General features: G+C 34.7%; 14 protein-coding genes. 2 read left to right on the forward strand and 12 right to left on the reverse strand.

The genetic code is table 11. The features are described 5' to 3' along the window. Positions 1-5: 5 nt before the first annotated feature. The 6 genes from AAC084_RS02990 to AAC084_RS03015 form a co-directional block, all read right to left on the reverse strand. A complete protein-coding gene (locus AAC084_RS02990; RefSeq protein ID WP_339836689.1) occupies positions 6-473 on the reverse strand; it encodes a RidA family protein in 468 nt (155 codons plus the stop codon). An 11-nt stretch (positions 474-484) separates the two neighbouring features. Beyond that, positions 485-1,801 carry a gluconate:H+ symporter gene (locus AAC084_RS02995; protein WP_339836691.1) on the reverse strand — a complete coding sequence of 439 codons (1,317 nt, stop codon included), beginning with the start codon at positions 1,799-1,801 and terminating at the stop codon, positions 485-487. 101 nt (positions 1,802-1,902) lie between these two features. Further along, positions 1,903-2,595, reverse strand: a complete 693-nt coding sequence (aqpZ, locus tag AAC084_RS03000) for an aquaporin Z (RefSeq protein ID WP_339836692.1) — start codon at positions 2,593-2,595, stop codon at positions 1,903-1,905. Between the two features lie 179 nt (positions 2,596-2,774). After that, the gene (locus tag AAC084_RS03005; protein WP_339836695.1) at positions 2,775-3,896 is read right to left on the reverse strand and encodes an acyltransferase family protein; all 1,122 of its coding nucleotides are present in this window, start codon (positions 3,894-3,896) and stop codon (positions 2,775-2,777) included. A 76-nt stretch (positions 3,897-3,972) separates the two neighbouring features. After that, positions 3,973-5,148 carry an AraC family transcriptional regulator gene (locus AAC084_RS03010; protein ID WP_339836698.1) on the reverse strand — a complete coding sequence of 392 codons (1,176 nt, stop codon included), beginning with the start codon at positions 5,146-5,148 and terminating at the stop codon, positions 3,973-3,975. Position 5,149: 1 nt separating this feature from the next. Further along, positions 5,150-6,049 (reverse strand): metallophosphoesterase, encoded by a 900-nt coding sequence (locus AAC084_RS03015; RefSeq protein WP_339836701.1) that lies wholly within the window; start codon positions 6,047-6,049, stop codon positions 5,150-5,152. 111 nt (positions 6,050-6,160) lie between these two features. Here AAC084_RS03015 and AAC084_RS03020 point away from each other — a divergent pair, with 111 nt between their 5' ends. Next, on the forward strand, positions 6,161-8,533 hold the full coding sequence (locus AAC084_RS03020; RefSeq protein WP_339836704.1) for a GAF domain-containing protein: 2,373 nt from the start codon (positions 6,161-6,163) through the stop codon (positions 8,531-8,533). On the opposite strand, the gene AAC084_RS03025 is transcribed toward AAC084_RS03020, so the two are convergent. Then, the gene (locus AAC084_RS03025; RefSeq protein WP_339836706.1) at positions 8,522-9,739 is read right to left on the reverse strand and encodes a Pycsar system effector family protein; all 1,218 of its coding nucleotides are present in this window, start codon (positions 9,737-9,739) and stop codon (positions 8,522-8,524) included. The two genes, AAC084_RS03020 and AAC084_RS03025, sit on opposite strands and share 12 nt — an antisense overlap. A 57-nt stretch (positions 9,740-9,796) precedes the next feature. On the opposite strand from AAC084_RS03025, the gene AAC084_RS03030 reads away from it, so the two are divergent. Continuing rightward, positions 9,797-13,513 (forward strand): metallophosphoesterase, encoded by a 3,717-nt coding sequence (locus AAC084_RS03030; protein ID WP_339836709.1) that lies wholly within the window; start codon positions 9,797-9,799, stop codon positions 13,511-13,513. Positions 13,514-13,522: 9 nt separating this feature from the next. Here the strand turns inward: AAC084_RS03030 and AAC084_RS03035 are convergent, their stop codons facing one another. Genes AAC084_RS03035 through AAC084_RS03055 form a run of 5 tightly spaced genes read right to left on the reverse strand, consistent with a single transcriptional unit; the run spans position 13,523 to position 23,225 of the window. Then, on the reverse strand, positions 13,523-14,380 hold the full coding sequence (locus AAC084_RS03035) for a hypothetical protein (protein ID WP_339836712.1): 858 nt from the start codon (positions 14,378-14,380) through the stop codon (positions 13,523-13,525). Beyond that, positions 14,373-15,272 carry an AraC family transcriptional regulator gene (locus AAC084_RS03040; RefSeq protein ID WP_339836714.1) on the reverse strand — a complete coding sequence of 300 codons (900 nt, stop codon included), beginning with the start codon at positions 15,270-15,272 and terminating at the stop codon, positions 14,373-14,375. Before AAC084_RS03040 ends, AAC084_RS03035 begins: the two co-directional genes overlap by 8 nt. A gap of 5 nt (positions 15,273-15,277) precedes the next feature. Next, a complete protein-coding gene (locus tag AAC084_RS03045) occupies positions 15,278-16,624 on the reverse strand; it encodes a vanadium-dependent haloperoxidase (protein WP_339836717.1) in 1,347 nt (448 codons plus the stop codon). Positions 16,625-16,627: 3 nt separating this feature from the next. Further along, positions 16,628-19,879 carry a VCBS repeat-containing protein gene (locus AAC084_RS03050; protein ID WP_339836720.1) on the reverse strand — a complete coding sequence of 1,084 codons (3,252 nt, stop codon included), beginning with the start codon at positions 19,877-19,879 and terminating at the stop codon, positions 16,628-16,630. After that, positions 19,869-23,225, reverse strand: a complete 3,357-nt coding sequence (locus tag AAC084_RS03055; protein ID WP_339836723.1) for a VCBS repeat-containing protein — start codon at positions 23,223-23,225, stop codon at positions 19,869-19,871. Before AAC084_RS03055 ends, AAC084_RS03050 begins: the two co-directional genes overlap by 11 nt. Positions 23,226-23,262: the final 37 nt, after the last annotated feature.

The raw sequence follows: 23,262 nt of genomic DNA on the forward strand, positions 1-23,262 counted from the left end.
AGGTATTAATGATGTAGTTCAAAATGAGCTTCAATTTCAACAGGAATTCCGCCAGGTAAAATCATACCAACGGCACTACGTACGCCAACGCCATTTTCAGGACCAAAAATATCGGACATTAATTCACTGAAACCATTAATGACCAATGGCTGTTGACCAAAATCGGGTGTTGAATTAACCATACCCAATGTTTTGACAATTCGTTTAATTCTATCTATATCGCCAAAATGAGTTTGTATGGTAGATAACATAGTCAAGGCAACTTGTCGTGCTGCTATTTTAGCCTCTTCCGTTGTCATATCATGACCTACTCGACCAACGATTAAAGAACCGTCGTTTTGCATAGGACCCTGACCAGATATGTATAAAAAATGGTCAACAACTAAAACAGGTTTATATAGGCCTGCAGGAGGTGGTGCTGGTGGTAAAATTAAACCCAACTCTTTAATTCTTTCAGAAGGTTTCTTTTGCATATTCTTTAATTTTAAATAAATGTATTAATTACTAGAACACCAATTAAGCCCATTACACCAACGGTAGTTTCCATCACCGTCCAGCTTTTAAGCGTGTCCTTGACCGAAAGATTGAAATATTCTTTGAATAACCAAAATCCGCTGTCGTTTACATGAGACAACATTAAACTGCCGGAACCTATGGCTAATACCATTAATTCTGGACTAACTCCCGTTCCTTGAGTAAGTGGTAATACGATACCGGCAGCAGTTAAACCAGCGACCGTAGCAGATCCTACGCATACCCGAATAACTGTAGCAATCAGCCATGCTAATATTAACGGGGAGATAGAAGACCCTTGTAGCATAGCGCCAATATATTCACTTACACCACTATCGATAAGAACTTGTTTCAAAGCACCAGAACCAGCAATGATTAAAAGCACCATTGTAATACCCGTAATAGCACTACCTACGGAGTCCATTACCTCTTTCATGCTTTTTCCACGACCTAAACCTAATGTATAAATAGCAACTAAAACTGAAATAAGCATTGCTATCGCCGGATTTCCTATAAAAATTAAAGTCTTCTTTAAGAAAAAAGTATCTGGTAATGCAAATTCTGCTATTGCAGCAACTGCAATTAGGATAACAGGTAAAAGTGCACTGATAATACTATTAGCCATACTAGGCATTTCTTCCTCCTTTAGGATAACCGGATTTAAAAATTCTTTTAGCGGAGTAGCATTAATTCCTTTAAGCGTTCTAGAAAGTAGCGGTCCTGCAACAATGATGGCAGGTATTGCTACGGCTATACCGTATAATAATGTTTTACCTATATCTGCATTAAATATAGATGCTATAGCTGTTGGGGCAGGATGTGGTGGTAAATAACCGTGTGTCACAGATAAGGAAGCTAACATAGGCAAGCCTACATATAAAAGTGGTAGCCCGGTTGCCGCCGCAATGGTAAAAACCAATGGTACTAGAATAACAAACCCTACGGAGTAGAACATGGGTATACCTACAATGAAACCAGTAAGAACAACAGCCCACTGAATATTTTTTTTACCAAATTTTGCAACCAGTTTAGTAGTAATACGTTGTGCTGCGCCACTATCGGCAACCAATTTACCTAGCATGGCACCGAGGCCTAAAATAATAACAAGAAATCCTAAAATATTTCCTATTCCTTTTTGGATGGAATCAACTACGGAAATGGGATCCATACCTTCGGCAATACCAACGAATAAGGATACGATGATGAAGGTGATAAAAGCATTTAATTTGAATTTGGCAATGAGTATGAATAGGAGTAGAATTCCTATAATAACAATGAATAATGGCATATTATAATTTAGTTTGGATACGTTGAATATCTAAATATACCATAAAAAATAGGCTCTTCGTATTTTATCTAAATACGAAGAGCCTAATCGATAATAATCTATTAACGATCAGTTATTTCTGGAGAAATAATTTTATAAAGTAGACCTGCTAGAATTGCTCCAATAATTGGTGCTAACCAAAACAACCAAAGTTGGTCTATTGCCCAGTCACCAGCAAATAGTGCTTGACTGGTACTTCTTGCAGGGTTGACAGATGTATTTGTGACAGGGATGCTTATTAAATGTATAAGGGTTAAACATAGCCCTATTGCTAAGCCACCAAAACCTCTTGGTGCTTTAGTATATGTAGATCCCAAAATAACGAAAAGGAAAATGAAAGTCATTGCTACCTCAATCATTAACGCTGAGGATAAACTGTAACCACCCGGGGAATGTTCACCGTAACCGTTGGCTGCAAAATCGCCCATCACAAAATCTGACTTGCCTGAAGCAATTAAAAAAAGTATTGCTGCACCAGCGATACCGCCAATAATTTGGGCTATTACATACGGAAGTACATTTTTTCCTTCAAAACGCCCACCTACCCATAGACCAATTGAAACTGCTGGATTAAGATGACATCCAGATATGTGGCCAATACTGTATGCCATTGTTACTACTGTTAAACCGAAAGCCAATGCTACCCCGACAAAGCCAATTCCCAATTCTGGAAATCCTGCTGCTAGTACGGCACTACCGCATCCCCCGAGCACCAACCACAAGGTGCCAATAAATTCTGCTATTAATTTTTTCATTTTAAAGGTTTAATTGTTTCTATCTATTTAGAAACATAAAACCCTAATAAGTCACAAGTTTTAATGCTTTTTATTAAGAAATATTTAACTGATTGCGTTTTTTCATATGGAATTATCGATTAAATCAAAAATTTGAAATACGTGATAGTTTACTCTTCAATAAGAGTTTTTAATAGGTGCTAGGTTATGGTTTTAAGTCCAAATAGTGGTTGCAGTATCCTAATTTTTAGAATGATGAAGTGATAAATTATCCAACTTATACCGAACGTACTAACAATCAAGATAATAGCTTTGGGTAGTAGTCCCCAATCTAAATCCTTTAAATAGTAGGCTATCGCAACTGTTACCGTTTGGTGAAGAATATAAAAAGGATAAACTGCTCTATTCGCATAGCTTAGAAGTTTACTTGGTTTGTTTTTATGTTTACTTGCATAGCCCAGCAAAACTAAAATCCAGGACCATAAATTGACAATCTTAAACAAGGCTTCAGTAAAATGAACCACATATCCATCTTCAAATTGCCAAATAATTACTAATCCTATAAACCCTAAAAGACCAAGAATTAAAGCTTTTTTTCTAATTTTTTCCAAAGCAGACCAAAAACTTTTTCCTGAAGCAACCACTAAAAAGCCAAAGAAAAATAATGTGATAGACGAACTGAAATTAAACCAGTCAGTAATTAAGTCATGAGTAATGTCGAAAAAGGGTTCCATTAAAGATTCTAATAGGTATAAGGGTATTATGAAAATATACAGACCTAATGGTTTTTGAATGACCCTGCGTATCCAAGTAATTATTCTAGTGTTTCTTTTCTTTATATAGACGAATATTGGTGATAGTAGTACTGAGAATATAAGTAGATAAGGTAAAAACCAGAGGTGGTGCCAGCTTATATTCCCTTCTGGATAAATACCTTCGTAGGCAACCGAGGTGAGGTATTCTAAATAGGTGCCGATAAATTGACCCTCTGTCATTCGTTCGAAATATACTTGAGGAGGAACTATAACCAACATTCCGAAGAGTAAAGGAATGCCTAAACGCAACACACGCTCTTTATTAAATTGCCAAATATTTCTTTTAGATAGGGCATAGAATGTTCCCATTCCCGAAATAAGGAACAAAATTGGTAAACGCCATTGATTTAGAAAAAGCATGGGCCACTTTATCCAATCATAGGTAACATTGTTCTTAAGGTGCCACCCCCATGGAACAAAGAACATACCTACATGATAAAAAATTAATAACGAAAACACTACTACCCGTAACCAATCGATATCATACCTTCTAAATTTTGTATCCATGGCCCTTTTTGTTTCGTTCAAAGTTGAAAGAATTTGAAAGGATAATTCAATTTCAGGCTTTAGAATCTGTCCACAATTACAATTTTGGAGAAATTGATTTTACAAACTGCGAAGGAGATTGACCTGTTTGTTTCTTAAAAGCGTTGTAAAAAGCTGACTTAGATTTGAAACCAACAGAATCACCAATTGCCTCTATAGTTAGTTGGCTAAACTTGGGGTCAACCAGTCTTTGCTTGGCTATAAGCAATCTTTTTGAGTTAATATAGAGGTTGAAATTAGCCCCAAAATCAAGGTTAATGGCCTTTGATATTTGATTAGGATGAAAATTCAGATGGCTTGCCAAATCTTTTAAGCTTGCATTTTTAGAGGTGAAATATTCGTGTTCTTCCACGTAGTCATCAATTTCTTTAAATACTATTTCTTTATTCGGTTTGCCTAATGTTTCATATTTATCAGCTACCCAAGATTTTTCAAAAAAGCGTGATTCTGAAATTATGATATATGTGGTACTAAAAGCTGCCATACTTTGAAAGAAAGAAATGTAATGGTCGCCACCATCATCATCAAAAAGATAAAAAACCAAAAACACTAGTAAAAAGAAGGAACAAAGAATAATAACAGAGTTTCTTGTAAAAATATATTTTGGAGAGTTTTTTTGAGAATGATTTTCAGTTGTTCTAAACCATTCTTCTCTAACAAGTTTTAAAGACATAATAGTGTAGAAGAGTAAACTAAAAAGAATAAGCCAATCAAAAGAATCTTTTATAAAATGATAACTATAACTAAAAGATTCGTCAACAGATGCCGTGGTCATTTCTCTGTAATAAGCACCTAAGTAAGCGTTTAATTTTACTGAAATGGGAGCAAGGTAAAATGGTATTTGTGTTATGAAATATCCGATAGGTAATACAAAATGCCACCATGCGCTTTTAATGGGTATCGACTTTCTTTTTAAGAAACCGAAAATAGAAAAGTACAATAGCGGACCAATCATTAAAACGAATGCTTCAGTAGAATCATTCAGAAATAAAATGTACTTGATTAAACCGGTATAGCACAAGTATGTGTCTAAAAACACGAGAGCTCCAGAAAGAAATAAAAGGGCTAAATATTTTAACGGCAGATTTCCTTTGCTTTTAGTAAAAAGAACAAAGCTTAAAAATAGATTTTGAACTACCCCAATGAGCATAAGACTTGATGTAAGATTATGTCTTAGAGGAATTTGTTCAATAAGCTCATTAAGCGTTTGCATGTTATTTTTTCTCTATGTAGTCATCCAGTTTTTGGGGTCCTTCTAATAAAATACGTACTACTCGGAGTGTGCCATCATCGGTCGTATTTATTTGCCATTTTATTAACGAAATATTGCCTTCTTCAATTTCTATTCCAGTAATACTTCTAGGATGAACACAACTACCATCGTTGAAAAGTGGAATGTCACCTGGCTCAGGAAAACGTGGTCTGTGTGTATGGCCAACAACGGTTACTTTCAGATTGTTTTTAAGTATCCATTTTTTTGTTCGCCGTTCTACTTTTATTAGTTCGGTGTAATTTTTTGCAGGAGAAGTTGGGTCGGCTATGCCCCAAACTTGTAAGGGTTTCCAAAGAACTCTAACCAAAAATCTTCCCCAACGCCAGAAGGTGTAATTCCACCAATCGGCTTGGTGACCATGGGTAAGAAATATTTCTTGTTGTGTATTTGTATGCTTTAGTATTATAGCTTCATGATATTTTATGCCTTCAAAAAGTGATTTGTCCTTGTCATCTATAGGTTCAAAATAGCTTGAAAGGTGCTTCTTTACATAGTCTTCATCTTTGTAGACCATGTCATGATTGCCCCAAATCATATGAAGTCTATACTCTAGGTGAAACTGTTTTAAGAGTTTGAAAATATTCTTATGTGCTTCAAAAATAGAATCAAAATGAATATTCTCCCACAGTTCGTCCCCATCGCCAAGTTCACAATATTGAAATCCTTCTGAATAGTAAAATTTAAGTGCGTGAAAATAGATGTTTCGGTTGTTGGCGAACTCATCGGCGAAACTGTTGTCTCCCCTGTGACAATCGCTAAAAAGTATGAATTTCGAAGTGTTGTCAAAAGGTATGACTTTGGCATTTTTATAAGCTCTAGAAAGTCTACTATCCGATGACATGGTCTATTTTTCGTTAAATATCCGAAAATCCCGTTAACCACAGGGGGTAGTTTAACTAAAATAACCTGTTAACTTTTGTAACTTTACAGCAAATTAGTAGACTAATATTTCATGAGCCAGCTCAATCATAGTGCAATGCCTATAAAGCATCTCGTTAGTTTTGACAAACTTCTAAAGAAGTACGAGAAACAATTGACGGGTGATGATCCATTTTTGGCTGCTACGGCCAAACGAATTTTGAATGCTCAAAAAGGGTATCCTGAATTACGAGATGGTTTTTCCGATTTTACCTTGTTGGATAAGTATAAGGATGTAATTGACCATATTTTACAAGATACGTTTACTGAGGCTTTGAGTACCAATGAGATTAAGGTGGCTACTTTGCCCTATAGGGATGTTATCATCAAATCTACCAAACGCTTTCAGAAAATGATTAGCGAAGCTGGCGAAAAATATAAGCCAGAAATGAGAACTCTTGGTGAGGGTATGGATTATATTATGAGCTGTGTGGTAATATTGAATTTTCATTACGGCTTTGAATTTGATTTTAGCCGTCCTTATTTTTATGATATTCCTGATGCTCAAGGGGTTATGCGTCATTATCGAATTTTATATAATGCTGATTTTATGGATATAATTCCGACTGATGAGGCAAAGGAAATTACGCAGGCAGATGTAGATGAGTTATTAGAGAGTCCAAATGATGTTCAACTTTGGATGTCAAAAATTCCACCTGAAAGTTTTATTTCTAAAGGGTTTGTGATTGCAAACTTGTTCGATGTTACTGCCGAACAGGCAATTTCTGATATTAAATCAAAATTGATTTCGAAAGATAATTTGCGTCCGGTAAATTTCATGGAAGAATTGCAAGAAACGTTCAAATCATTTTTCAAACTACCGAACATTCAAGTTGGTTTTGCTTCCTATGATTCTAGAAGTGATAAGTTTGAAGAAATTGTTGGCATGAGTTTTAATAGTTTTCTATTGCATGGGCAGAATCATTTGAGTTGTACGACCGCTTTATGTCAAGAATCTTATAATAAATTAATTAAGGATAATTCTTACTTCACCATTACCGACGTTGATCGTTATACTGAAATGAGCGGTGGTATGGAGCCTTATTCAGCTTTAAAAGATCAGAATATCAAAAGTGCGATTTTTGCTCCAATCGCTTATAATGGTAAACTTTTAGGAGTTTTAGAAGTTGTATCAGAAAGAAAAGGAGTGCTTAATGGTGTTAATGCCCAAAAGCTAGATGACGTTATGCCATTTATAGTATCTGCCGTTGTGCGTACTAAAAATGAAGAAAATAATAGAATAGATGCTATAATTCAAAATGAATGTACTTCTGTACATTCTTCAGTCTATTGGAAATTTCAGGAAGAAGCCAAAAGGTTTATAGGTGATGAATTGGAAGGTAAAACGCCTACTTTTAAAGAAATCGTTTTTAAGGATGTGTATCCGCTATTTGGTCAGATAGATATTAAAGATTCTTCTAAGGCACGTAATTTGGCCATTCAGCGAGATTTGATGATTCAACTTTCTGAAATTAATGATGTTTTGGTTATTGCGTTGAAAAAATGGCATTTACCTATTTATGAAGAGTTAATTTTCAGGGTGAACAATCATCTTGAAAGTATTAAAGAAATGCTCTACACAAATAGTGAGCAAGCTATTTTTGATTTTGTAAAAGATGAAATTTTTCCAATTTTTGAGCATCTTAAAAAGTCGGATGTTGTTTTAGAAAAACATATTTTGACTTACGAGTCTAAAATAGACATGGGTACAGATTCGTATTATGATCATAGAAAGAATTATGATGAAAGTGTTACACTGATTAATAAGAAACTTTCCGCAGTTATAGACAAAAGACAGGAAAGTGCCCAAGCAATGTATCCTCATTACTATGAACGATATAAAACCGATGGCGTTGAACATAATATGTATATCGGTGCATCTATTTCAGAAAATACGGAATACAATAAATTGTACCTCAACAATCTTAGGTTGTGGCAATTGCAGGTGATGTGTGAAATGGAGAATGTTCATTATGCGCTAAAGCCGAAATTACCTGTACCATTAGATGCTACATCATTGATATTGGTATATAATACCTCATTGTCTATCCGTTTTAGAATGGATGAAAAGCAATTTGATGTTGACGGCACATATAATGCGCGTTACGAGGTTATAAAAAAGAGAATTGATAAGTCATATTTAAAGGGTACAAATGAACGCTTGACCCAAAAAGGAATGCTTTCCATTGTGTATTCTCAGAAAAAAGATGAATTGGAATATTTAAGGTATATTAAATTCCTAAAGGCAAAAGGCTATTTCACCGATAAGGTTGAAATCGTAGAATTAGAAGGGTTGCAAGGAGTTTCTGGTTTAAAAGCTATAAGAGCCGAAATTCTATACAAAAGAGATAAAGAGCCTGAAAAGACATACACGTACCAAGATTTGATGGACGCCCTAAAGGAATAATACCTCGCTTAATAGTTCTAAACTGCGATCTGGGCCATAGAATTTAAAGGATATTGCAAATGCGATAACCGATAAGATCATGCCAATCATGAAAATAGTATACGTCCAACGTAGAAGATTATATTTTCTATTTAAAACTAAACCAAGAAAGTAAAGGTCTTTGGTTAAAGAGTTGTAGATATAATCTTTGTCTTTTAGCATTTCTTGTATCGCCCATTCATATTCTGCCAAATTCATTTTATGAAAGTTACCAAAGAATAATAGGTTAACATTTTTGTTTTCAACGTCTTCTTTGGTGAATTCACCACTAGTTACATTAGGTCTGGTTGCTAATACGGCTAGTATCATTGAGATAACCGCAAACAATACAAATATTACTGTTGGGTAAATCAGGTAGTCATTAGATGGGTTGTCTAATTTGGGAATAAGATTAGATAGTGCCAATGAGATTATAATGGCATTAACAGATAATAAAATATTTGCTTTAGTGTCTGCAATATCACTAAGGGCGATATGGTTCTTTAAGGTTACCCGATATAAGGTTTGTATGCCTCGATCTGGACTTTCACTTTTGAACTTAACTTTTAGTCTTTCCTTCTTGGCTATTTTCTTTTCAGATTTTTTATCCTTAATTAATTTTCTAAGGTTTTTATCTTTCTTTTCCAGCCAATGCTCTTTTGCATAATCTGTATAATATTGATGGTCGGTTCTAAACACCTGAATATTTCCATCTAACCATTCTCTTTGGCTGTAATCTTTAACACCTAAAAGTTTCAGCTCTTCACGGAGTAACTCTGAGGTTTCTACGTAGCTACTTTGAGCAAAATGTGAGGAATCGGCGTCTCTAATAATTTTATCCATTAAATTAGCAGGTTTGGCATTCCATTTCGTGGCCCGAATACACGATTTTATTTTCTCTATTCCATCACTATTATACCCTTCTTTTGATAAAAATTCTTCTGCTATTTTACAACTACTTTCTTCGTGTTCATTAATGCCTTTTGTGTAGCCAGTATCATGTAACCAGGCTACTAACTCTAAAATCTCCATTTCCTGATCGGATAGAGAACATGAATCCAGTAATTGTTTAGTACTTTTAACGACTCTTTGTGTATGTCTTAGGTTGTGGTACAAAAATCTCTTATCCAAGTGATTGGTAAGTAATTCTACTACAAACTGTTGTGTTTTATCTAAGATATCTGACATGGAAAAAATTGGTTAGAATTACCCAAATTACGAAAATTTAAAGAGGGTTATAGTACTATGAAAAAATATTACGCTTATCTATTGGTTTTTCTGTTCATTACAGGTTGTGCTTCCTATAGTACAAAATATGTGGACGAAAAATATGCAATAGATGTAAACGAGTCTAAGGAAATTTCTCATACCTTTTATTTGATAGGGGATGCCGGATTATCTCCTATGGGAGGAATGAACCCTGCCCTCAAAATTTTTAAAGATAAATTAGATAAGGCAGGTAAGAATAGCACAGCTATTTTTTTGGGTGACAATATATATCCTGCCGGTTTGCCAGACCCTATAGATTCTACGGCAGCATATTTAACCGCCAAAAATCATTTAGATGCGCAATTGAAATCGCTTGATGCTTTTAAGGGTAGACCATTATTTATTCCAGGAAATCACGATTGGTATACCGAAGGCCTAATCGGTTTAGAACGCGAAGAAGATTATATAAAAAGCGCATTAAAGCATAAAGACCCATTTCTTCCTGAAAATGGATGTCCTATAGATGTGGTAGAAATAGGTGATGATGTGGCTATTATTATCATAGATACAGAATGGTACCTTACGAATTGGGATAAGCGGCCAGATATCAATGATAAGTGCGATATAAAAAGCAGGGAAAAGTTTTTGCTAGAACTTGAAGATGCTATTAAAGATTACCGTGATAGAACAACTGTAATTGCTATGCACCACCCTACAATTAGTTATGGTGAACATGGGGGTCAGTATTCATTAAGAAAACAATTTTACCCCAAAGAATTACCAATTCCAATCCCAGTTTTAGGAACGTTCATTAATGTTTTAAGAAATACATCTGGTGCATCTATCGAAGATTTAAATAATAAGCGATACAGAGAATTAATGAATAGGGTGACCACCTTGGCTCAATTTTCTGAACGAGTAATATTTGCATCTGGTCATGAGCATACATTGCAGTATATAGTTGAAAATAATACACCACAGATTGTAAGTGGTTCAGGGTCTAAAGAAGGTACTACAAAGTTATTGAATGGCTCACAATTCAATACAGGTAAAATGGGATATTCCACCTTAGAAGTATATGCCGATGGGTCTTCAAGAGTAAGATTCTATGGTGTGGATGAAGATAAAAAGGAAGAGTTTTTATTCACTAATGAGGTTTTGCCACCTACCCAAAATGAATATGTTGGAGAATTTGCAATCAATTTTCCTGATTCTGTAAAGGCGTCCGTCTATACTCAAAAAGAGATTGATAAAAGTGGTTTTTTTAAAGGGATTTGGGGAGAACGTTACCGTAAATATTATGGTACAGAGGTAAAGGTGCCAACCGTAAATCTTGATACTTTAATGGGTGGTTTGGTACCCGTTAAAAAGGGTGGAGGACACCAATCCAAATCATTGCGTCTTCAGAGAAAAGATGGTAGAGAATATGTGATGCGAGCTTTGCGGAAGAGTGCTGAGCTTTATTTGCAATCTATGGCTTTTCAAGATCAATATGTACTTGATGATTTAAAAGAGACTTATACCCAAGAGCTGCTACAAGATTTTTATACGGGATCACACCCATATGGTCCGTTTACAACTGGTATACTTTCAGATGCGGTTGGTATTTACCATACAAACCCTGTTTTGTATTACGTGCCAAAGCAGCCTGCGCTAAAAGGATATAATGATTCTTTTGGAGATGAATTATATATGATTGAAGAGCATACGGGAGACGGTCATGGCGATTTGAAGAGTTTTGGTTACTCAAATGAATTGAAAAGCACGGATAGTATGCTTGAAGATTTGCGTGATGATGAAAAGTATGAAGTCGATAAAGACTTATATCTAAGGTCTAGACTTCTTGATATGGTATTAGGAGATTGGGACAGACATGTAGACCAATGGCGATGGGCAGAATTTAAAGATCTTGAGAAAGGCAAAATTGTTTATAGACCAGTACCAAGAGATCGTGATCAAGTGTTTTCCAAAATGGGCGATGGTGCATTAATGAATATTGCGACACGAATTATTCCTGGTTTAAGACTTATGGAAGGTTTTACCGAAGATATTAGGAGTGTAAAAGGTTTCAATTCTTCACCGATGACTTATGTTTTAGATATGACTTTATTAGGTGAAACCGAGAAAAGCCAATGGTTGGCTCAAGCAAAATATTTGCAAGAAAATTTAACACCTAGTGCTGTTGACAAGGCTTTTGAAGCGTTTCCTAAAGAAGTGCGTGATGAAACTGTAGTAGAGATTAAGAGAATTTTATTGGCACGTTTAAGTCATATTCAAGAAACTGCAGAAGAATACTATCAGATAATAAATAAGTATGCAGTTGTTGCTGGTACTGACAAAGATGATTGGTTTGAGATTAACAGGCTTAACGATAAAGAAACAGAAGTAAAAGTATATCGAAATATCGATGATAAGAAAGACAATTTATTCTATTATAAAATTTTCTCAAAAGAGGATACCAAAGAAATATGGGTTTTCGGTTTGGATGATGATGATATTTTTGAGGTTAAAAATCCATCAAATTATAATGGAGTAAAAGTTAGAATTATTGGTGGCCATAATAATGATATCTATAGGGTTGATAACGGTAAGAATATTGCTCTTTATGATTATAAAAGCAAGAAAAATACATTTAAAGAAACGGGTGGGGCAAAAGTTAAATTGTCTGATGATTATGAGCTAAACACCTATCAACCTCTTAAACTTAGAAATAGCTATAATCAAATAATCCCAACCATAGGTTTTAATCCTGATGATGGTGTACGTATCGGGTTTTTAAATACTTACACGTATAACGGATTTAGACAAAATCCATTTACTCAACAGCACACTTTTGGAGCATCATATTATTTTGCTACCAGTGGTTTTGATTTTAAATATCAAGGGGAATTTGCACATTTGTTCGAGAATTGGAACGGTGAATTAACGGCTCGATTTACTAGTCCTAATTTTGCTGTTAACTTTTTCGGTTATGGAAATAATTCAGTGAATTTAGATGACGATCTAGAGCTCGATTATAATAGAGTAAAACTAAGGCAGGTAGAGTTTTCACCTTCATTGGTTTGGCGAGGAGAATTGGGGGCAAAAGTAAAGATTGGCGCTTCGTACCAAAATATTAGTGTTGAAGAAACCGACAATAGATTTATTAATACTTTTTACCAACAAAATGGCGAAGAGACCAATAGCGATTTTATAGGAGCTCATGTTGGGTATTCATTTGAGAATAGGGATAATGAAGCTTTCCCGACTTTAGGTATGGAAACAGCTTTACAAGTAGGTTACAAAGATAATATATCCATTGACGGAGGTGATTTTGGCTATATTATTCCATCGATAAGTTTCGATTACAAATTAATACCAAGTGGCCGCTTAGTATTAGCAACGAAATGGAAAGCTCATTTTAATATGGGTAATGGGTATGAATTTTATCAGGCAGCTAGTATCGGAGGCTTAGATGGTTTAAGAGGTTTTAGAAACCAAAGATTTACAGGTAAGACTTCATATTATCAAAATACGGATATTAGATTTAGCCTCAATAAAAAACGTACGCGTTTATTACCAATGGCCATGGGGATTTTTGGAGGCTTTGACTATGGTAGAGTTTGGTACCCAGGCATGAGTTCTGAAAGATGGCATACCTCTTATGGTGGTGGTTTCTTTTTGAATGCCTCTGATATTATATCTATCAATACCGCACTATTTGCTAGTGAAGATGGTCCGAGATTTACGTTTGGGTTAGGTTTTGGTTTCTAAAAGTAACCATTACTTTAAAGAGTAGGAGTAGAGATTGCCACCAGTACCATGAGAGCGTTCATCAGAAATTAGTAGAGTATCGTCATTTAGAAAACCAACAGATTCTAATTGGGTACGTGCGCCTAAATCAATTTCTTGTAATTTACCTTTAGAGAAATCATCCAAAGTAAATTCAGTAAAGACAAAAAGTTTACCATAACTAAGCGCGACTATTTTATCTCCTTTTGGTGAAATGTCAATTGATGTGATTTGACATATTTTCCAATCCGTACAAGGTGTAAATGACCCTACGAATGTTGCCTCATACTTGCCTTTAGTGTCTGGAATGGAATATATGTGAGCCTCACCGTTAAATGGTTTAGACCTATTTTTTGTAACAATATAAAGTGAGCTCCCATGATGAAATAGGGCTTCAGCATCATAGAAAAGTCTATTTTTTTTAGGAGGAAATTCCTTTTGATCAGGATAATAAAACTCAATTTGTTCGGCATCAATCTTATCGCCGGGTTCGTTGTTTGGATTTGGTAATTTATAAATGACTAAATTTTTACGAGAGTTATCATTATTGCCAATATTTGCAATGTATAGGTTACCAGATACATCTTTGGCTAAATCTTCCCAATCATCATTTTTACCATTTTTAACTTCTAAGGTATTTTTAATTTCACCATAAAAATCTACTTGATAAATTTCATCTTTATTGCCATTATCTTCAACTGTCCAAACTGTAGAATCACCATAAGTAACCAAGCCAGAATTTTCTTTTAAACTGCTAGGAAAATCTGTTATAATCTTTAATTGACCATAATTTGTACACGAAGTCAGTGTGGTGACAATGATGAATGTGGTTACTACTAATTTATTCATTTGATTCTGATATTGGCATGAATACTTCGGTCTTCCAAAGAAGTGCATCTCCGCCCATATTAGGGTTGTTGAAAAAGAATTCAATAGGTTTTGCATCTACTTTAATATTATTTTTCGCAGCATAATCTAATAGAGCATACCATGCTCTATCTGAGGTAATATAGTTTCCATTATATATAGCCTTCAGAGATTTTGGACCGTCAAATTCCTTGTAGATAATGTCCTTTATAGTTGGTAGTGAATCCGTTTTAATGATAGGATAACAAAAATTAAATGCAATGCTATCATTAGCCATGTCCCAATCTGTGGTTTCGATAAAAGGAACGCCATTCAATTGTAGACCATTGCTTACAAGTACAGAATTTAGAAAAGGATAACTGTCCTTCATTCCTATTGCTTTTTTTGCCTGACTTGTTTTGTGTTTCACACATGCACAGTAGGTAGAGGGTAATTCTTCCTCTTCTAAAATGGTAACTTTAAATTCTTTTCTATGTTGATTAAGATTCTTTATAAAATCAGTGACAAATTTTCTAGAACCCTTCTCAAAATTGGTGTCTGTAAAAGGAATATATAATCTATTTTTTAAACTATGGTCCGGATCTTTTACATCTACTTTTAATTGTGAGGTGGAATCATTTATGACAGAAATATTCCATGTATAAATATGGGTGGAATCTCCAAATATTACGGTTTGTTTTAGATGTTTTATATCTTCAAGTTGAACAATTGAAGCATCATTTAATGAGTTGTTCCAAGCTTTTAGAGATTGATTGATAGTTCCTGGAAATGTTTTGGCTTCTACACGAATCTGATAATCTTGTGGCTTAATGAAAAAGTACCAGAGTAATCCAATTACTATTATTATTGTTGCAATGATTAATCCTTTTCTCATTTTATTTAATTCTGTGCGATATTCGAGTTTTTCTTCATTTTAATTTTAGAGTCCAATAGCGCTCCTATTTGTCTGCCTTGGCTAACACCAACTTCAACAGCAGATCTGTAATGAATACCACCGTACATTCTGCTAATAGCTGCTTCATCTGCAGCTTCATTAAAAGAAGTATACTTTCTAATTGGTAGTCCGTATGGTGTTTCGGTATCATCTAAAAAATTGAAATCTTCACCAAAGATACTGGTAAGCGCAGTAGCGGCAGCACCTGATACTACGCTATGGCCACTTGTGTATTCAGGAAATGGCGGTGTTTGTAGAATAGGCTTCCAGTTTTCATCAATATGTTGATTAATTAAAGTTTCGGGTCTAATTAAATTACTTCTATATTTTTCTTCCCAACAACTTATGAAAGCATCTGCAATGGCCAATGAAGTTTTAGTGTAAGCGAAAACCGTATCGTCAAAATTACTGTTGGTGCTTATACTAGCTATTTTGGTAATACCTATCCAATGCGCACCAGGAGTTATTTTTTTGGTAGCAAACATTAAGTGGCCCCTTGTAACCGATACATACGGGTTACAATCCCAAAATTTTGCAATCGCTACTTCTTCAGATTCATCACCGTTTTCAGTGATTTTATTACTGATGTCATAAACTTCTATCAATTCTTTATAAAAGTCTGAATCTTTTTCCATCGAAAATGCTGGTGGAGGTACGGGTTTAAATTGTGATGCAGAATCTAATACAAAAGGACGTATTTTACTCCAGTGTGGTTCAATACCATCCATGTAAGCAGGTGGAGTAGGTTGCCATCTCGAGGCTTCATCCGTATTTACCGTAAATTTAGGCATGGTACGAGTTTGACTATAATTATCCTTGTTCATCCAATCTTTAATATGGTCTGCTACTTTTAATCCGTAAGCTTTAGAAGCTTCAAATTCAGTCTCATTTACATTTCTCCATTGATTAAAAAGGCTGTCTTGCAACACATCAAATTTATCTTCTGAGAAAATTAATTGGCGGCTGATATTCATATGTGCAATTAAAGCCGATAATTGCGGATTTATTCCTGAAATAGTATCCATTTTTGGAATGGGTTTCAAATCTGTAATTTGACCCGATAATGATTGATAATCAGGATTTACTTGAGCTATAATTTCATACGCAGCAATATTCGGATAAGCAAATATTCTACTAGCTACGGGGGGTGAAAAAATATCATGAATCATAATATCTATTATCTTATCTATAGAATTGTGCAAATCTTGTGGTGATATGGTTATAGGTTCTTCTTTCTTAGTACAGCTACTAAGAAAAAGTGTAACCATTAGTATCGTAATATACCTTTTCATACTCTATTGTTTTAATATTTTATATACTTGTGCTGCTTCATTATTAAATGTGAGCAATAAGTAATTTTGATTGTTTGAATGAATAATATTCGTGTTTCTAATGGATTTGCCCATGAGGTCAAGACCAATTCGATTAGCTAAGGTAATGTTGTTGACATCATTTATCAAAGCACCGGGAAAAGAATCAAAACGTCCGTGGTATGGTTTTACTCCGAAATAGTTTCCTGTCGCCAAAATTTCAGTTTTATCATCACCATTAAAATCATATTCTAAAAAGGCCATTATAGGAGCTAATTGTAAATCGAAATTAAAAGGTACAAAGTAGAATTTACCATCATCATTTCGTAAGAATCCCGAACTTAAGGTGTGTATTTCTAGAATTTCAGCATTTGGTAGTAGGTCTTCACCTAAAATTTCTTCCATCGATTTACCGGCAAATGAAGTGTAATTAGTGAATTTTTTACGGAGAGAGACCAATTGGCTAGATAATTCTCTTAGTCCATCGACAGGATAGTTTTTGCCATTTTTATATGTACTAACAATAGTCTCTGTTGCTCCATTTTTATCAAGGTCACCGTAGTACATTTTCATAGGGTGCTGGCTTGATGCTGTGAATTTTGTATTCAGCCCCCAGTTGCCTAACAAATAATCTTGATCACCATCACCATCAATATCAAAACTGGTAACCGCTTGCCACAATCCATTTGCGTTTTCATCTGCTAATGGGTGTATTTCAGTAAAAATGCCTTTATTATTTTGAAAAAATCGTGGTGACATCCATTCGCCAACAACAAGTATGTCTTCCCAGCCATCATTATTGAAATCTGTAACTAGCGCATCGGTAATCATTCCCACTTTTTCAAAAGGATTATTAGCCACCGTAAATTCACCGTTTTTATTTTCTAATAAATAACTATTTGGTTTATTACCATAATCTGCACTTATAGATTGATTGCAAATCAATACATCTAAATCATTATCATGGTCATAATCTAATTTTAGTAGGACAGATGCATTTTCATAAAACTGTGGAAAATCTTTTCTAATAAATGATTTATCACTTGCAGAGTAATAGGAATCTGTCAACGGTTTCATTTCATTAAAAAAATCAGCGCCACCAGTACCTATTATCAAATCATTCTTCCCGTCAGAATTAAAATCTCCAATAAGCGAAGCGATATCTTCCTTAATGCTATCGTTCTGAATTTCAGGATATATTTTTAATTGAAAAGTAGAATCACCCTGAATGTATATCTTAGAAGGAATATACTTTGAGCCACCAAAGAATATATCTTCTTTGCCATCTTCATTTAAGTCACCAACGCTTACGGCTGGGCCTCTGTCCGACATTTGATATGGTATTAACTTTTGACGCAAATAATCGCTATAAGCATCTTCAATATGCGTGTAGTTTATCCCAAGATTATTCGAGTCTTTTTCAAAAAGCACTTTTAGTGTCGGGCGTAAGCTACTATAATCAAACGGCTTTACTTGCTTTGGTTTTAGAAAAAGTGTTTGGTTGGTGGGTATGTTTTTGATTATCTGAAAACTTTTATCTGGCCAAATAATTTTTAGAGAATCAACTGTTTTAAGGTCATCATAACCAAAATGTATTATAGGCTCTGAAGAAGCTTGAAAACCACGTACAGTATACATCTCTTTGAACTGTTGTATGCCATTTGCAAAGGAAAAAACTTTGGTGCCGATTCCGAATTTATTTTCCTTTTTAAAGTCCAGTTTAATTTTTAACCAGTTGCGATTGCTATCGGTGGTATTCTCTTGTATGATAGCTGGACTAAAAAGATTGTTGGTCACTAAATCTAAATCTCCATCATTGTCTAAATCTCCGTAAGCTGTTGCGCCAGAGATAATAGTATCTTGAGCAATCCAAGATTTAGATTCATCGATAAATTTAAGATTCTTAGTGCCTTTGAAAATTTTATTGCCTACAAAACCTGTTGGCATCAGTGTCAGTGCCTTTTGGTCTACAAGATTAGTACTGTTTATTTTTTGCTTTATATTTTCGTTTGAAATATAATTGATATAATCAAGATCGTTAGGCCGTTTCGGAATACCATTACTGATATAAAGATCTTGCTCGCCATCTTGGTTATAATCACCGAATAATGCACTCCAGCTCCAATCTGTGGCTGCTACACCACTTAATAAAGCAGATTCTAAAAACATGCCATTTGGTTGATTTATAAAAAGCATATTTCTAGTATACTGATTATGGTAACCAAGGGTTTGTGTTTTTAGTTTTTGAATTTGAACATCATCATCACCTTCAGAAGTTTTTAAGACGATTTCATCTTGTGCTAACATATCTAAGGATATTAAATCAGGCAAGCCATCATGATTTATATCTGCAACATCACTGCCCATTGAAAACCTTGAAGTATGTCCGAAATATTCTTTTAGACTTTCTTTAAAAGTTCCGTCTCCATTATTTAAATAATAATAATCATCTTCATGAAAATCATTACCGATATATAAATCTGGATATCCATCTTGGTTAAAATCTGAAACAGCTATACCTAAACCATATCCGTTTATTCCCCCGTAAATACCAGCTTCTTCGCTTACATCAATAAATTTGCCATTATCATTCCTGAGTAATTTATCTCCGGTTTCGTAGTTTCTTTTAAGGCGAATGGTTGCGTTACCATAAGAATCTTGCGTATGTACGGCATGATTTAATAAGTAAATATCAAGATCACCATCTAAGTCATAATCTAAGAAAGCAGCTGATGAACTATATGATTCAAAATCAAGTCCATAATCTGAGGCACTCTCTTTAAAGGTTGCATCACCTTGATTTATAAAAAGCTCGTTGTGGCCATTAAACCCATTAAGACCTACCACGGCACAAACATAAATATCTAAAAGACCATCTCCGTTTACATCACCCATGATTGCTCCTGTATTCCAGGAACTATTTCCTTCGACACCAGCTTTAGCAGTAATATCTTCAAACTGTAAGTTTCCTTTGTTGAGGTATAGTTTGTTCTTTACTTGATTTCCTGAAAAGTAAATATCTGGTAGACTGTCATTATTTATATCACCAATAGCTACCCCACCACCATTATAAAAATAGAGATAGTCTAAAATGCTAAGATCTTTAGATTCGGTCAGTTTGTTTTCAAAGGTTATGCCAGTGTCGCTAGGGGAGTGTTTTATAAAAAGCTCACCTGAATTTTGTTTACAACCAATTGCAAAGACCAGTAAACATAGAAAAAGTAAGTTATTTTTCATTTAATCGATAAAGTTTTGGAGTTTCATTATTGATTGCTGTAATGATAAATTGATTTCCTTTCTTATCCTTTATTATCTCTATATGCTTTACTTCGTTTCGTATAAAGAAACCACTATCTGAATAGTTTTGCCATTCAAACCCTAGTTTACCATCGCCAAGTAGAACATTCCCATAATTGGCATCTAATCGTGAGTATTGTGGTTTAAACTCGAAATTGTTACCGGCCATTACTAAGTCTAAATTTCCATCTCTGTTGACATCTAAACATTGAATACCACAAATACAAGAGAATTGAACCTGAGGAGGTAATATTTTAATTGTAAAATTACCATTGCCATCATTTATAGCAATTACAGACTCTGAAATATTTGCTTGTTTCAGTATTGTGTTGTCTAAGACATTTTTAGGAAATAGCTCGTGAATAGTTCTTTTTGCATAATCGGAAGCCTTTAAGTTTTTTTTCTTCAATGCCAACATTTGAGAAGTCAACTCCTTTTTTTGATGTAAAGGATAATCTCCACCATTATAATTTTGTGTGGTAATCTGTTCAATAGTACCATCGTTATCAAAATCATTTACCCACATCTTCATTGGTTTACCTGGTTCAGGTTTGTAATGAAGATTGCTGCCCATGTTACCTAATATTAAATCTTGATCGCCGTCATTATCTAAATCATATCCTTCAATGGCTCCCCACCAACCATTAAGACTATCAAGAGAACTTTGAGAATCACTTAGTCTTCTGCCAGAGTTTTTATAGATTTTTGGACTTCCCCAATCAGAAACGGTTACCAAATCTTTTTTGCCATCACCATCCATGTCTAGCCATTTGGCGTCAGTAATCATGCCGGCATCTTTTAAGTCATAAGCAGAACGTTCTGTAACGTCTGAGAAAGTACCATCCCCATTATTAAGTAAAAATAAGTGGTCAGGATTTATACCATAGGTACCGACAACACTTCTTGAGCCTATAAATACATCTATATCACCGTCGCCGTCAAAATCTGAAGGGGCAATAACCGCAACATTCTTATTGGTTGTTGGTAATTTATCGGTATTTAATGTGAAATTTCCTTTGCCGTCATTTATATAAAGACGAATACCATAAGTACCTTGCATGCCTAGTTCATTACCTCCGGTGCCCACCATAAGATCTAAATCCCCATCATTGTCCGAATCGAAAAAAGATGCTGCGGTATCTTCAAGTGATGCTTCCATATCGAAATATTTTACAATTGGTTTAGATAGGGAACCATTACCATAATGCAAATACAGAGCACCTGATTGGTCTTTACCACCACCTATAAAAATATCATCGTTACCATCACCATTTACATCGCCCACCGTTAAACCTGGGCCTTCTTCTGCCAATGACCTTGAAATTAATCCTTCATTGTCAAAATCCATATAGTTGTTTTCCTTATGGGTTAATAAGGTGTTATTTTCTATTTGATTTAAAAGGGTAGGTTTAATTTCTTTTTTACTTTTAAAGATTTCTTTAGCTTCATTTTGAACAAATGTTATGGATTGATTCGCTTTTACATTCGTCAGCTTTTCGGTGGCGTCATTAGGCCATATAATTCTAATAGAATCTAATGTTTTTGTTGTGCCAAGACCAATTGTCATTGGGTAATCTACCGAAGATTGAAAACCTCTTGAAGGCATTAACGTTTGATCAATGATATTGTTAGGGTAATATAAACGTGCTACGGTACCGATTCCAAATCTATTGCCATCAGAGCCTTCAAATTTTAATTTAATATAATTATTGCTAGTCTCAGTCTCTGAATTATTTCTATAAACAAAGGTCTCCATGTTTACATTGTTTACTACCAAATCTAAATCGCCGTCATTATCTAAATCTCCATATGCAGAACCATTAGAACGACTTGGAATTTCAAAACCCCACTGTTTGTTGTGATTGCTAAAAGTGATGTCGCCATTGTTTCGATAAGCATAATTAGGTAAAGGTGTTACTGGCATTTTGTTGATGATTGAATCTATAGATTCTTTTCTTCCTGTTAATGCCATTTTCTGAATTATCTCATTGGCAAAGAAATCGACAAAATCCAAATCGGTTAAATCATGATTAATACCGTTAGTGATGTATATATCTTTTAGACCATCATTATCCATATCGAACAATAAGCCGGACCAGCTCCAATCCGTTGCTTCAACACCGCTATAGTAGGCAATTTCAGAAAATGAACCATTGCCATTATTTAGCTGCAATGTATTTTGAATGTACTGCTGGTGAAAGCCTTTGCTTTGCTTTAATTTGAATACATTGTATCCTTCGAATTCCATGACCGATTTTACACGTTGGTCAGGTTCGGGCAGCATATCGGTAATGAATATGTCAGTTAGGCCGTCGTTATTAATATCAGCCATGTCAACGCCCATAGCCGATAGGCTAAGGTGATTGGTCCATTTTTGAACCTCCTCGCTAAAAGTGCCGTCTTGGTTGTTGATATATAAATAATCTCTTTCGTAAAAATCATTTGAAACGTATATGTCAGGATATAAATCATTATTGATATCAATTACCATAACACCTAGTCCAAAACCAATTAGACTACCATAAATACCTGCTTTTTCACTTACATCTACAAATTTTCCATTATCATTTCTTAATAGCATGTCACCAACGCCTCTAAAGATTTTAGGTACGCCTTCCCAATCCTGCGCCCTCACATCTCGTTGCTCTGCATAGCCAAGGCTACTTACGGGTATATTACTATTATTTAAAATATAGGCGTCTAAATCACCATCCTTGTCGTAATCAAAGAAAGAAGCATGTGTAGAAAAACCTGTTTCTGCTAAATTATATTCATGTGCCCTTTCAGTAAATGTGTTATCTCCATTATTGATAAAAAGGTCATTATCATGATTGTTGCCTTCCATATTTCCGGCATTACTGACGTAAATGTCAAGTAAACCGTCATTATTGATATCAGCCATGACTACACCAGTAGACCATGGTTTGTTACCTGCAATCCCAGCAGTTTCAGAAACATCTTCAAATTTTAAATCTCCCTTATTGATGTAAAGTTTGTTTGGCTCCATGTTTCCGGTAAGAAAAACATCAGAAAGTCCGTCATTGTTGATGTCGCCAATTGCAACGCCACCGCCGTTATAAAAGTTTCTATATTTAAAAATGTTGAATTCCTTTGAGTTTTGAACTTTGTTTATAAAGGAAATGCCAGTTTCTTCTGAAGGTAAAAGTGTGAATAGTGTTGGTTCCGACTTTTCAACTAATTTGTTAGAATCTTCTTTAGAGTTGCAGGAGTAAAAAAGTGGAAAAAGTAAGCTAATACAGACAAGCTTAAGTAAAATCGATTTCATTCTTAAATATTTTTGTAATAACAATTCGGTATGATAC

The organism is uncultured Maribacter sp. (genome assembly GCF_963977385.1).
Lineage (GTDB): Bacteria > Bacteroidota > Bacteroidia > Flavobacteriales > Flavobacteriaceae > Maribacter.

Excerpts from the sequence above, each read along its gene's own strand:
- AAC084_RS02990 (WP_339836689.1), bottom strand. The coding sequence starts at position 473 with ATGCAAAAGAAACCTTCTGAAAGAATTAAAGAGTTGGGTTTAATTTTA.
- AAC084_RS02995 (WP_339836691.1), bottom strand. The coding sequence starts at position 1,801 with ATGCCATTATTCATTGTTATTATAGGAATTCTACTCCTATTCATACTC.
- aqpZ (WP_339836692.1), bottom strand. The coding sequence starts at position 2,595 with ATGAAAAAATTAATAGCAGAATTTATTGGCACCTTGTGGTTGGTGCTC.
- AAC084_RS03005 (WP_339836695.1), bottom strand. The coding sequence starts at position 3,896 with ATGGATACAAAATTTAGAAGGTATGATATCGATTGGTTACGGGTAGTA.
- AAC084_RS03010 (WP_339836698.1), bottom strand. The coding sequence starts at position 5,148 with ATGCAAACGCTTAATGAGCTTATTGAACAAATTCCTCTAAGACATAAT.
- AAC084_RS03015 (WP_339836701.1), bottom strand. The coding sequence starts at position 6,049 with ATGTCATCGGATAGTAGACTTTCTAGAGCTTATAAAAATGCCAAAGTC.
- AAC084_RS03020 (WP_339836704.1), top strand. The coding sequence starts at position 6,161 with ATGAGCCAGCTCAATCATAGTGCAATGCCTATAAAGCATCTCGTTAGT.
- AAC084_RS03025 (WP_339836706.1), bottom strand. The coding sequence starts at position 9,739 with ATGTCAGATATCTTAGATAAAACACAACAGTTTGTAGTAGAATTACTT.
- AAC084_RS03030 (WP_339836709.1), top strand. The coding sequence starts at position 9,797 with ATGAAAAAATATTACGCTTATCTATTGGTTTTTCTGTTCATTACAGGT.
- AAC084_RS03035 (WP_339836712.1), bottom strand. The coding sequence starts at position 14,380 with ATGAATAAATTAGTAGTAACCACATTCATCATTGTCACCACACTGACT.
- AAC084_RS03040 (WP_339836714.1), bottom strand. The coding sequence starts at position 15,272 with ATGAGAAAAGGATTAATCATTGCAACAATAATAATAGTAATTGGATTA.
- AAC084_RS03045 (WP_339836717.1), bottom strand. The coding sequence starts at position 16,624 with ATGAAAAGGTATATTACGATACTAATGGTTACACTTTTTCTTAGTAGC.
- AAC084_RS03050 (WP_339836720.1), bottom strand. The coding sequence starts at position 19,879 with ATGAAAAATAACTTACTTTTTCTATGTTTACTGGTCTTTGCAATTGGT.
- AAC084_RS03055 (WP_339836723.1), bottom strand. The coding sequence starts at position 23,225 with ATGAAATCGATTTTACTTAAGCTTGTCTGTATTAGCTTACTTTTTCCA.